The organism is Macrococcus equi (assembly GCF_047426745.1).
GTDB classification, from domain to species: domain Bacteria; phylum Bacillota; class Bacilli; order Staphylococcales; family Staphylococcaceae; genus Macrococcoides; species Macrococcoides equi.
On sequence record NZ_CP179732.1, the window covers coordinates 918,737 to 931,088 of the forward strand.

The following is a 12,352-nucleotide window of genomic DNA, read 5'->3' on the forward strand; positions in this document are numbered from 1 at the left end:
GACTCATAATAATTAGAGGTGTCTTATGAACAGTAATAAGTATCGAAAGATTTATCAAGAGTTAAGTGGAAAGATTATTAATGAAGACTATAAACATGGTGATCAATTACCTTCAGAAAATTTATTGGTAAAAAAATATGGTGTATCACGTGAAACAGTTAGAAAAGCATTAAGTCTCCTCCAAACAAATGGTTTCATTCAAAAGCTAAAAGGGAAAGGCTCTGTAGTCATCTATAATCAGTCTATGAATTTCCCTGTGTCACAACTGATTAGCTTTGAAGAAATTAAGCAATCATTGAATATGGATTATCATACAGTGGTTGAAAGTTTTGAAACTGTGTTGGCGAAAGATCATCCAAAAGTGAAAGATGCTTTGAACATCACAGATGAAACAAAGTTATTTAGAGTGGTGCGTTCAAGAAGAAAAAATCATACAGTGAATATTGTAGATACAGATTATTTTATTCAGGAAATGATGCCGGCTTTATCTAGAGAGATTGCCGAACGTTCAATATATGATTACATTGAAAATCGATTAGGATTAAAAATTGCATATTCAAACAAAGCGATTACATTTGAACCAATGACGGAAGAGGAAGTTTCTTTGTTCGTAGAAGCAACTCCTCCATATGCAGCAGTGGTACGTTCAGTAGTACATCTGGCAGATGCTACACCATTTCAATATAATATCTCAAAACATAGAGCCAGTGAGTTTAAGTTTGTAGATTTCTCCAGAAGAAACGTAATCAAGGATAAGTAAAGTTTATTGTTGCAATCTATAGTTAGATTTAGTATCATAAATATTACCGTGCTAAGTGGGGAGTTAGCGGTTCCCTGTACTTGCAATCCGCTTAGGCAAGACCTAATCCCTTTGCCTCGGATAATAAGTTGTGAGGTCTGACCCAGATACGTAGTGTTGAGAAGTCGGTCCTAGCCAATATAAACCCATGAATCATGTCAGGTCCGGAAGGAAGCAGCATTAAGTGGTACTTTGTATGTGACTGGGGTAGCCGGCTTTGAGCTGTCGACTTGGGTAACGCTTGTGTTTATTATTCAAAGCAAAGGTGCACGGCTTATATTTAAATAACTTACTTCATATAAATAAAAGATACTGTAAAGACATGTGTTCAGATGCCTTTGCAGTATCTTTTTTGTTTTGATTCTAAAATTAGAACTTCTCCTAAATGAGATATCACTCTATATTCTTTAAAGACGCTCTAAAATCTTCATCTTCAAAAATCTTATCTCTGAATAATTTCATCGCTTTTTGAGCTTTATAAGACTCCCACATGTTTAAATCGTCTAGAAAGAATGCTAAAGCTTTCCGTTTATTATTTTTCTTCTCTGTAACATAATAAACACCATTAATCACTTTAGCAGTACTTCCACCCTTATATCCATAATGCTGATATTTTTGTTTTATGGGCTGACTTTTTATCTGCTCCATTAATGACCTCAATATTTTTGTTTCTTTTTCATTGAATTTATCCTGATTAATATCGTTCATTAAATGAGCATAGTCTGAAGTGCTACCGTGTGTTAAATGATCTGACCAGTAGCTTTGACGTTTCATGTCGAACTTTTTTAAAACATCCTTTTCTTTGATTTTACCCGTTATATAATCATCTTTATATTTAATCGAATCCTTCACTAACTGATTATCAGTTATCTTCGCAGATAAATCACCTTCACTAATATCGGTCGCCATCACCATCCCACCGATAAGAGAGTAAATTTGTGAATGACGCTTCATGTTCAAAGATTTTATCTGCTTATTAACGTTATCAAGTTGCAATCTATCAATTAAATAATCAGTATTAGCATTCGAACTATATCTAATCATGCCTTTAGCGACATCATTTAAAGTAAGGTGACTAGTATCATACTTCTCTTCAAAAGCAGCCTGTGCACCCCCATCTGTATTATTCAAATGGTATTTTAAGATTTCATCATAATTAACCGATTCATTAGGATTAATGCGATGATTAACAACCTGATGCGCATATTCCTTAGCAACAATCACTTTGATGACACTGGCTAAAGGTTGGGGGCGATGACCATCAATATTAAGTACTTCCTTGTTATTCTCAATATAAGTAACACTACCTTTACCACTCTTGATAATTTTAGAAATATCTTCAGGACTACTTCTTAATAGCAGCCAGGATGTAAAAAATAAGAGGACAATAGGAATTAGCCAGACGAAACGCCGTTTATAAGACTGAAATAATAATCTACTGATGCAGGGAATAATTAAGACACCACTCAGCATAATAATTAAAATCGTAAATAAATGTTCTCCGTTATTAGACAACCAGGAAAGATAAGCAGTGAACATAACGCCTAACACCATTTCGGTAAAGAAAACTTTTGTTCTAAATCTTTTAAACAACAAAGGCAGTATGTACATAATAGTGATTGAAATGAAAATGAACTGCATGTAGGACCTCCGAAAGTTTTTTAAAATCAAAAATATCAGAAAGGTATAAGTGTTATTTTACAATCAAATTATAAAATACAATCAATTTAAGTACAATTAAAATAAGATTTAAATATAAAAAAATGAGTTAAGTAACGATAAAAGTAAACAGTAACTCCGTAAATTTATATTTGATAAAAAATAATTTTTAATGTAAAAATTGTGTAATGCTTGTAAATAATATGGATAATTTATATTGATTTGATTATAATGAAGTTGATAGAAAACTTTTATAAAAAGGGGCGGAATTAATGAAAGTAACAAAACTTTATTCTACAAGCATCGCAGCTGCACTATTATCAACAACCTTATTGACTGGGGTAGCGAGTGCTGATACTACTCAAACAGCTACAACAGAAACACCGTCAACAGGAACGACTACGGTAACACCTGCATTAACAGCAGAACAAACAGCTGCGAAAGCTGAATTAGATGTACTTATTAAAACATCAAAAGAAATCATTGATGCTTACAAAGATGACAATGTTATGAAGTTTGATTTAGATTATAGCGCTTTAAAAACACAAACTTCTTCTGCAGAAAGAGTATCAGGAAATGCTTCTAGCACAGTAGATCAATACAAATCAGCTCGTAAAGTATTAGATGAAAAATTAGCTCCAGTGATTGTAAAGAAAGAAATTCGTATTGCTCAAGATAAAGTGGAAGCAGCAATCCAAAAAGCGAAACTTGCAAGACTACAAAAAGATACACCGAATAAGCCGCAGAAATTACAAGATACGTTAAACAAAGAAATAACAAATGCTCAAGCATTATTTAAAAAGTCTACAACACCGGCTAAAGCATATAATGAACAGCTAGAAGTACTTACAAAAGCTACAAATGATTTGTTGAGTGCTGGTACAGTTGTGAAAATTCCATTAGAAGGTACTACAACTGTGAAATTCCAAACTGCAGATGGAAGAACTCAATTTCCAGCTTCAGCTGGTAAATTAGTATCAAGTGGTGTTGTAACACCTGAAGAAGGAACTAAATATATCGAAGTAAATACTTTACGTGATTTAACAAAATATGGACTTGTATTACCTAAAGGATTTGAGTTCGCGAACCCAGACAAGCCATTAAAAGAAGTATCTGACTTCTCTAAAGTAGAATTAAAACAAACACCAGGTCATCAATATAGTGAAGCATTAGTTACATTCACTTTAAAACGTGATGGACAGGTTATTGATTCAGCAATTCCGAATTTTACTGTGTTACAAGAAACTAATTTTGAAAATAAATATTCAGAAGTGATGGATAAGTTAACTGCAGATCAGTTAAAAGATATTAAAACATACTATCAAAAAGAGGGTTACATCGTAGATCCTGCAACTACTAAATATACATTTAATAAAGATAATTTCTATCAAACAGCAGAAATTAACTTTATTAAAAAACCTGAAGCACCACCGGCACCAGTCGTTGTTGACGGTCCTGGAATGTCTTCATTTAATGGGTACCAATTTAAAGCAGGTCAAAAATATACTTTACCAGTCTATGTAGAGTTATATGAACAACCAAACAGTAACATTCAAATGAATAATAAAGATTTCACTATTAAAGTTATGAGTGTTACACCTGCAGGAAGCAAAAAGAAATTATCTGTTAAAGATAACAAAGTAACATTTACTAAGCCTGGTAACTATACTGTTAAATTTGCTATTTATGATAAAAACGGTGGAAAATTAAAAGATTATAAAGGTAAAGAAAGAAGTTACATCTACGTTTCAAACACTGCGACTGTAGTAGACTCAGCACCGGTTATCACAGGTGTGAAAAACACAACATATAACAAAAAGACATTCTCTTACACTAAAGGGATCAAAGCTTACGATTATGTAGATAAGAAGTCTGTTAAAGTGACTTACAAAGGTAAAGTGAATCCAAGTAAAAAAGGTAAATATAAAATTTATTACTCTGCAACAGATAGCAAAGGTAATACTGCTAAGAAGACGCGTTACGTTGTCGTTAAATAATTCGTTCCTAAACAAGAGCTTGAGGATTTTTCCTCAGGCTTTTTTATATACTTATTAATATGACGAGGTTCTGTTCAGTGTTATAATAAGATTAATAATTTGTTGGAGGGGACTCACTTGAGTTATCAAGCTTTATATCGTGTGTTTCGTTCACAGTCTTTTGAGGAAGTTGTGGGACAGAAGCATGTTACGACAACTTTAAAGAACGCAATTCAAAAAAATAAAATCTCACATGCTTATTTGTTCAATGGTCCACGTGGTACAGGAAAAACGAGTATTGCTAAAATTTTTGCAAAAGCAATCAACTGTACCGAAAGTGAAACAGGCGAACCTTGTAACCAGTGTCCGACATGTATTTCTATTACTAACGGGACAAATTCAGATGTCATCGAGATAGATGCTGCGAGTAATAACGGTGTTGATGAGATACGTAATATTCGTGACAAAGTAAAATATGCCCCTGGCGAGTCGACGTATAAGGTATATATTATTGATGAGGTGCATATGTTAACGACAGGTGCATTTAATGCCTTATTGAAGACACTTGAGGAACCACCTGCACATGCTATTTTTATTTTAGCTACGACTGAGCCACACAAGATTCCGGCTACGATTATTTCTCGTTGTCAACGTTTTGACTTTAAGGCGATTGCTTTACCGGATATTAAGGAACATCTGGCTTTTGTTTGTAATAAAGAAGGTATTGAATATGAAGATGCAGCGTTAGAGTTTATAGCGACGAGTGCTGAGGGTGGTATGCGTGATGCTTTAAGTATCCTGGATCAGGCGATTGCTTTTGGAGAAGCGCAGTTAACGTTGGATCATGTACTAAACGTAACTGGTAGCGTCGGTCGAGATGATTTAATGTCACTCATGGATAAGATTATTGTTCATGACGTTAAGGGTGCATTTGAACAATATCATCAGTTATTAGCTGATGGCAAAGAAGTGACACGTTTAGTGAATGACTTAATTTATTTCTTGCGCGATGTGATTGTAGAGTTTGCGACCGATCAAAAAGGAGAATCAGCAATCTATTCTCTTGGACTGCCAACCATCTATGAAATGATTGATAAAATTAACGATACCCTTGTGTCGATGCGTTTCTCTGTAAATGCTAATGTGCATTTTGAAGTGTTAATCGTAAAGCTTTCTGAGTTAATAAAACAAAATGAATCAGGTACGGCTACACCAATCAGTCATGATACTTCCCATCAGACGATAGACACTAGCCATATAGAAGCGCGTATCAATGCATTAGAATCGCGCATGAATCAAGGTGTACCTCAAGCACAGGCACCTCAAAAAGCGAAAAAGGAACCAAAGAAGAACAAAAATGCATTTTCTATGCGTCAGATAGAAACGGTTCTTGATAATGCTAATCGCGAAGACCTTAACTTCCTTAAACAAAATTGGGGAGAGTTGCTCGCACATGTTGAATCACAAGGTCAGCGTTCTTTAGTTAGCTTATTACATCATTCTGAACCTGTTGCAGCGAGCAACACACATGTTCTGATTAAATTTGCTGAAGAAATTCATTGTGATATGGTAAACAATAATGATGAAAAAAGAGAACAGATTGAGTCGATAGTATACACAATTATAAAAAAACAAGTTAAAATGGTAGGAGTACCAGATTCTCAGTGGTTACAGGTTAGACACACATATATTGAGAATAGAAAACAACCTAAGCAGGAAGAGAAACCTGCTGAAGTTGATATTGTATCAGAAGCGGCTAATTTATTTGGCGAAGATGCAATTAATATTATTGATTAAAATTATTAGGAGGAAATGAATATGCGCGGTGGCGGAAATATGCAACAAATGATGAAACAAATGCAAAAAATGCAAAAGAAAATGGCTGAAGAGCAAGAAAAATTAAAAGAGGAACGAATTGAAGGAACTGCAGGCGGCGGAATGGTGACTGTTGTTGTTTCAGGTCATAAAGAAGTATTAGATGTAATTATTAAAGAAGAAGTAGTAGACCCAGAAGATATTGAAATGTTACAAGACTTAGTATTAGCTGCAACAAACGATGCATTAGCAAAAGCAGATGATGTTACTGCACAACGTTTAGGACAACATACTAAAGGATTAAACATTCCAGGAATGATGTAAGATGCATTATCCTGCACCTATATCGAAATTAATCGATAGTTTTATGAAATTACCAGGCATTGGACCTAAAACAGCAAGTCGTCTTGCTTTTCATGTTTTAGATATGAAAGAAGACGATGTAATGAATTTTGCGAAGGCATTAGTTGATGTAAAGCGCGAACTCACTTACTGTTCAGTATGTGGACATATAACGGATACTGATCCTTGTTATGTATGTAGTGATAAAACACGCGATCGTTCTATGATATGTGTCGTCGAAGAGACAAAAGATGTTATCGCAATGGAGAAGATGCGAGAATACAAAGGCATGTATCATGTATTACATGGCGCAATTTCACCGATGGAAGGTGTTGGGCCGGAAGATATTAATATTCCATCCTTACTTACACGATTAAAGGATGAAGAAGTAACAGAATTAATACTTGCAACCAATCCAAATATCGAAGGTGAGTCTACTGCAATGTATATCTCTAGATTAGTTAAACCAATCGGTATTAAAACTACACGTCTGGCGCACGGTTTACCTGTGGGCGGAGATTTAGAATATGCAGATGAAGTGACACTATCAAAAGCAATCTCGGGTAGAACGGAGATATAAAAAATAAGCATCCTCATATTTTTGAGGATGCTTATTTTTTGATAATCTAGTTGAATTTCTATTAGATAGCACTTAAACTAATTTTTTACGAATAGCGCTAGACAATGTATCTACAATGATAACCATAATAACGATACCAATTAAAATCATGCCTACTCGATCCCATGTACGGCCTTGAAGGGCGAAGATTAAAGGTGTACCTATACCGCCAGCACCAATCAGTCCTAGTATTGAAGCGCTTCTTAGGTTAATTTCGAATCGGTACAGAACAAAAGATATAAATGCAGGTAGAATTTGTGGTACGACAGCAAACATTAAAGTTTTTGTCTTGTTTGCACCTGTTGCCATTAATGCTTCTGACGGGCCCATATCTAAGTTTTCCATATCTTCAGCAAACAATTTACCAAGCATCCCGATAGAGTGAATCCCTACAGCAAGAACACCAGCAAATGCTCCTGGCCCGACAGCTTTAATAAATAATAAGGCCATGATAATTTCAGGAAATACACGTATTAAACTCAAGATAAATTTACTAATTTCAGATAGGAAGCGGTTTGAAATATTTCTTGCTGATAGAAAGGCAAGTGGAATACATAATACTGCTGAGATAATCGTTCCTAAAAACGCGATTGCAAAAGTTTCTAATAATCCACGTAATAAGTCTTCCCCTTCAGGCATATATATATAATCAGTATCTGGATGTATAAGACCATCCCAAATATTTGAAAGAATTTCGAATGATTTTTCCTTAATTTCTATTTTAGGCATACCACTAAATGCCCAAATATAAATTGCAAGTAAGCAAAAGATAATCAATACAGTACGTATTATAGAAGGAACTGAAGACTTAGGTTTTAAATAATCATAATTTTTACTCATAGTAAATGTTCCCTCACTTTCGTACTAACATAATCAATCACCATAACAATTAGTAAGGTGAATATAATGATTGTTGTTACTTTAGGATATTCAAAGTAGCCGAGTGTTTTATCATAGAATAACCCTATGCCACCAGCACCTACTAAACCTAATACAGCAGCGGCACGAATATTGATTTCAAATGTAAACAATACAAATGATAAATAGGGGGCAATCGCTTGTGGAAGGACGCCGAATGTAATCCATTTCGATTTGTTGGCACCTACCGCGGTCATTGCTTCTAGTGGTCCATTATCGATATTTTCCAGTGATTCGTAGAAGAGTTTCGCTACGATACCAAATGATAATACTGTCAAAGCAAATATTCCGGGCAGTGCACCTATACCGAACACTGCAACGAAGATGGATGCGAGTAATAAATCGGGAATTGTACGTATTATATTTAATAAGAGTCGAACGGGTACATTAATCCATTTCGATTTAAATACATTACTTGCAGATAATAAGGCAACCGGAATTGCAAGCAATGAACCGAAAGTTGTTCCTAGTACAGCCATACGAATCGTATCTAACATAGGATCTACAATTTCTTTAAAATAGCTCCAATCTGGCGGTAGCATTTCTTTTACTAAGTTCATCATTTCAGGTGCGCCGATTGCGAGTCCAGATAAACTAAATTTTGTTTTCCAGGCACTCCAGATGATTAAAGCTAAAATAAGTAATAAGGAAAAAGCGGCTTTAATATGGCCGGTCGATTTGAGTTCGGGATTTTTCATCATTTTACCCCCATCAACTCTTCATTTTTAATTTCTCTTCCGTAAATTTTTGAGAATGCTTCATCTGTAGCTTGCTCTACAGGTCCATCAAATACAACTTTTCCTGCACGAAGCCCGATGATTCTAGTTGCATACTCTCTTGCTAAGTCAACAAAATGTAGGTTGACGATGACTGTAATACCTAACTCCTGATTAATGCGTTTCAAGTCATCCATTACTTGTTTTGTTGTGAGTGGGTCTAGAGATGCAACGGGTTCATCAGCTAAGATTATTTTCGGTTCTTGAGCCAATGCACGTGCGATAGAAACACGTTGTTGTTGTCCGCCCGATAATTCATCTGCACGGCTATAAGCTTTCTCGACAATATTAACTCTATCTAAAGCTTCTAGTGCAATTTGCTTATCCTTCTTAGGAAATAGTCCTAAAATCATTTTCCAGGTTGGGTGATAACCAACGCGCCCACTTAATACATTACGTATAACAGATGAACGTTTGACTAAATTGAAGCTTTGGAATATCATCCCGATATTTCGGCGCATCATCAGTAACTTCTTGCCTTTCGCTTGAGTGATAGATTCTCCGTCAATCGAAATATCCCCGGAAGAAATTTCGTGTAATCGATTAATAGAGCGCAGTAAAGTAGATTTACCAGCCCCTGATAATCCTACAATTACGATAAATTCTCCTTTATTGATTTCTAAATTAACATTGTCTAATCCGACATGACCATTAGGATAAACTTTATTTACTTCTTTAAAAATGATTTGTGCCATTGTTTCACTCCTCTTGATAGAAAAAGCTAAACTCAAAATTGAGTTTAGCTTAATTTAATTATTCTTATTAACGCTTAAATTATTCTTTAACTTTTTTGTCGTAGTCACGAATGATATCAAACTTAGAATCATCTGATTTAACGTAACCTTCATGTGAGTATACTTCTCGGATAATTTTTTGGCCTTCTTTATCTTTACCGATTTTGATGAATGCATCTGTTAACTTCTTTTTCCACTCATCTGTCATATCAGATCGTGCAGCAATAGTATCGTTTGGAATTTTTTCAGTGAACTTAACGATTTTTGTATCTTTAAATACGTTAGGTTGATCTTTTTTCACGATATTACGTGCATCCTGGAATGTAACAGCTACATCTACATCATCATTTAATAATGAAATAACTGCTTGGTCATGACCTTTAACTGTAGTTACTTCCATATCTTTTAAAGGATCAATTTTTTCTTTCTTTAATTCAACTGCAGGGAATACATAACCAGCTGTTGAGGTTACATCTTGCATTGCAATCTTCTTGCCTTTCATATCTTTAAGGCTTTTAATATCTGAATCTTTTTTTACGATAAATTGAGATTTGTAGAAATCGACTAATTCTTTTGTTGGTGTTCCGTCATCATTTACACCATAACGTTGTGCTTGTAGTAATACATCAGCAGCTTTTTGATCATGTGCTAACACATAAGCTGTAGGGGGTAAGAAACCAACGTCAACTTTTTTAGATTTCATAGCTTCTACGATTGTGTTGTAGTTTGTAGAAACAGAAACTTCTACTGGAATACCGATTTCTTTTTTAAGTAACTTTTCTAAAGGTTTTGCTTTTGCTTCTAATGTTTCAGCATTTTGAGATGGAACGAATTGAACTGTTAACTTTTCTGGAGTATAACCAGCTGATTCTTTACCTGATTCTTTTGATCCGCCTTTAGAGTTATCTCCGCCACATGCACCTAATACAGCAGCTGCTAAGATAACTGGAACAGCTGTTTTAATTGTGTTTTTGAACATTCTAAAATCTCCTTTTAAAAGTGTGAATTGATTACAGTACCTATATTAACAAAGTTTGAAAGGATAAAAAGTAAAGTTTTTGTAAATTATATTAAAAGTACCATTCGTAAAAATATGAAACAGAAATTTAGTTTTAATATTAATATGATATATCTAAATTGTTCTAAAAATATTATTTAAAGTGAGGAATCGATTTATGAAAAGAAAGCTTCTTTTTGTATCATTTATGTATTTTACTTTAACAACTAATGTTTTTGCAGAAAGTTATAGGGACCTAGCACCTATAATAAATCCTGCTAATTCCAATAGTAAGTCGATTCTTGTTGATAATACACATGGACAAACTGCAGGAGCGGCAGATTGGGTGTTTGATGGTGCATTTTCTGATTTTGCTCATGGACTTGCTGGTAAAGGTTACACAGTAAAAGAATCAAGACAAAACAGGGCGATAACCTATGAAGATATTTCAAAGTAGTTATTTATAATAACGGGGGAACGCAAATTGGATCTTTCAGTTTAGGGGGAAGTTGGAATTCATACGGCTATAGTAATGCATTTACTTTAATTACTGATGCAGCTGGTACAGCAAAAATTACTTTCGATGCCAAGACGAAATCTGGTATTTATGGAGATGCAAATATTAGGTTAAAGCAAGGGAATACTAATAAATACACTGAATCTATAAATATTAAATGATTTAAAACTATTTTTAGAGAATGGAGATAAACTCTGTTCTCTTTTTTAGTAAACAATTACTAAGAAATAACTTCTGCAACTTGTTATAATTATAAAATATGAGGTGATAAAAAATGACAACTGGATTAGTATTGGAAGGTGGCGGTATGAGAGGTATTTATACTGCGGGTGTGCTTGATTGTTTTCTAGAACATGATATTTTATTTAATTATGTCATTGGGGTATCAGCTGGTGGAAATATGGCGGCTTCGTATCTGTCGAAACAAAAAGGACGAAATAAGAAGGTGTCTCTTGATTTCTTAGATGATAAACGCTATTTATCTCTATCCAATTACATTAAGAATAAGGAGATGTTTGGAATGGATTTCATCTTTGATGAAATTCCAAGAGAACATGTTCCTTTCAATATGGAAGACTTTCTTCAATATAATGGCGAATACGTTATTGCCTGTACAAATTGTGAGACAGGTGAAACAGAATATTTCAATAAAGCGTATTTAAGAAAAGATTTAATGACAATACTTCGTGCTTCAAGTTCGCTTCCGTTGATGGCTCCTATTGTAGAATATGATGGGAAGAAGCTTTTAGATGGAGGGATCACTGACCCAATTCCTTTAAAGAAAGCACAAAGAGATGGAATGATTAATAATGTAGTGGTTTTAACTCGTCCTAAAGGATATGTAAAACGTTCAAGTCGATTGTCAAAATACTTTAAAGTAAAAGGTTATAAGAAGGTAGATGAAGCGATGCAAAAAAGACCTTCTTTATACAATGAAACACTTCGATATGTAGATCACCAGGAACAAAGTGGACATGCTATAGTTATCAGACCATCTAAAGATTTAAAGGTTGATCGTATGGAGAAGGACCGTAATAAACTCTCTGCAATGTATGATTTAGGCTATCAGGATGCACTAGATAAGCTTTCAGAGATAAAGAAATGGCTGGAATCAGAAGAAAAATAAAAAACTTTTAAAAAAGTGGTTAAAGTGTAATTTTTACGCTTGTGATAGTGTTTGAAACCCTGTATAGTTATATC

12 protein-coding genes and 1 other RNA gene are annotated in these 12,352 nt (G+C 34.3%); 8 read left to right on the top strand and 5 right to left on the bottom strand.

What is annotated here, in order from left to right; genetic code table 11:
* The first annotated feature begins 25 nt into the window (after positions 1-25).
* The gene (gene treR / locus ACMGE6_RS04880; protein ID WP_414045428.1) at positions 26-760 is read left to right on the top strand and encodes a trehalose operon repressor; all 735 of its coding nucleotides are present in this window, start codon (positions 26-28) and stop codon (positions 758-760) included.
* 46 nt (positions 761-806) lie between these two features.
* Positions 807-1,072: signal recognition particle sRNA large type (gene ffs / locus ACMGE6_RS04885), an RNA gene on the top strand.
* A 120-nt stretch (positions 1,073-1,192) separates the two neighbouring features.
* Here the strand turns inward: ffs and ACMGE6_RS04890 are convergent.
* Positions 1,193-2,440 carry a serine hydrolase gene (locus ACMGE6_RS04890; RefSeq protein WP_414054658.1) on the bottom strand — a complete coding sequence of 416 codons (1,248 nt, stop codon included), beginning with the start codon at positions 2,438-2,440 and terminating at the stop codon, positions 1,193-1,195.
* Positions 2,441-2,730: 290 nt separating this feature from the next.
* On the opposite strand from ACMGE6_RS04890, the gene ACMGE6_RS04895 reads away from it, so the two are divergent.
* The 4 genes from ACMGE6_RS04895 to recR all read left to right on the top strand — a co-directional run bounded on the left by ACMGE6_RS04895 (position 2,731) and on the right by recR (position 7,171).
* Positions 2,731-4,455 carry an immunoglobulin-like domain-containing protein gene (locus ACMGE6_RS04895; protein WP_414054659.1) on the top strand — a complete coding sequence of 575 codons (1,725 nt, stop codon included), beginning with the start codon at positions 2,731-2,733 and terminating at the stop codon, positions 4,453-4,455.
* A gap of 117 nt (positions 4,456-4,572) precedes the next feature.
* Positions 4,573-6,231: a DNA polymerase III subunit gamma/tau gene (gene dnaX, locus ACMGE6_RS04900; RefSeq protein ID WP_414045431.1), complete on the top strand. Its 1,659-nt coding sequence runs from the start codon at positions 4,573-4,575 to the stop codon at positions 6,229-6,231.
* 21 nt (positions 6,232-6,252) lie between these two features.
* Positions 6,253-6,573: a YbaB/EbfC family nucleoid-associated protein gene (locus ACMGE6_RS04905; RefSeq protein ID WP_096077802.1), complete on the top strand. Its 321-nt coding sequence runs from the start codon at positions 6,253-6,255 to the stop codon at positions 6,571-6,573.
* A gap of 1 nt (position 6,574) precedes the next feature.
* Positions 6,575-7,171, top strand: a complete 597-nt coding sequence (recR, locus tag ACMGE6_RS04910; protein WP_414045432.1) for a recombination mediator RecR — start codon at positions 6,575-6,577, stop codon at positions 7,169-7,171.
* Between the two features lie 72 nt (positions 7,172-7,243).
* Here the strand turns inward: recR and phnE (ACMGE6_RS04915) are convergent, their stop codons facing one another.
* From phnE (ACMGE6_RS04915) to ACMGE6_RS04930, 4 genes are all read right to left on the bottom strand, one after another.
* Complete coding sequence (phnE, locus tag ACMGE6_RS04915; protein WP_414054660.1) at positions 7,244-8,050, bottom strand: phosphonate ABC transporter, permease protein PhnE; 807 nt, start codon at positions 8,048-8,050, stop codon at positions 7,244-7,246.
* Positions 8,047-8,826 (bottom strand): phosphonate ABC transporter, permease protein PhnE, encoded by a 780-nt coding sequence (phnE, locus tag ACMGE6_RS04920; protein WP_414054661.1) that lies wholly within the window; start codon positions 8,824-8,826, stop codon positions 8,047-8,049. The genes phnE (ACMGE6_RS04915) and phnE (ACMGE6_RS04920) overlap by 4 nt, the downstream gene beginning before the upstream one ends.
* Positions 8,826-9,599: a phosphonate ABC transporter ATP-binding protein gene (phnC, locus tag ACMGE6_RS04925; RefSeq protein WP_414054662.1), complete on the bottom strand. Its 774-nt coding sequence runs from the start codon at positions 9,597-9,599 to the stop codon at positions 8,826-8,828. The genes phnE (ACMGE6_RS04920) and phnC overlap by 1 nt, the downstream gene beginning before the upstream one ends.
* A 79-nt stretch (positions 9,600-9,678) precedes the next feature.
* A complete protein-coding gene (locus tag ACMGE6_RS04930) occupies positions 9,679-10,617 on the bottom strand; it encodes a phosphate/phosphite/phosphonate ABC transporter substrate-binding protein (protein ID WP_414054663.1) in 939 nt (312 codons plus the stop codon).
* Positions 10,618-10,813: 196 nt separating this feature from the next.
* Between ACMGE6_RS04930 and ACMGE6_RS04935 the strand changes: the two genes are divergently transcribed.
* Both ACMGE6_RS04935 and ACMGE6_RS04940 read left to right on the top strand, forming a co-directional pair.
* Positions 10,814-11,092 (top strand): hypothetical protein, encoded by a 279-nt coding sequence (locus tag ACMGE6_RS04935; protein WP_414054664.1) that lies wholly within the window; start codon positions 10,814-10,816, stop codon positions 11,090-11,092.
* 334 nt (positions 11,093-11,426) lie between these two features.
* On the top strand, positions 11,427-12,278 hold the full coding sequence (locus tag ACMGE6_RS04940; RefSeq protein WP_414054665.1) for a patatin-like phospholipase family protein: 852 nt from the start codon (positions 11,427-11,429) through the stop codon (positions 12,276-12,278).
* Positions 12,279-12,352: the final 74 nt, after the last annotated feature.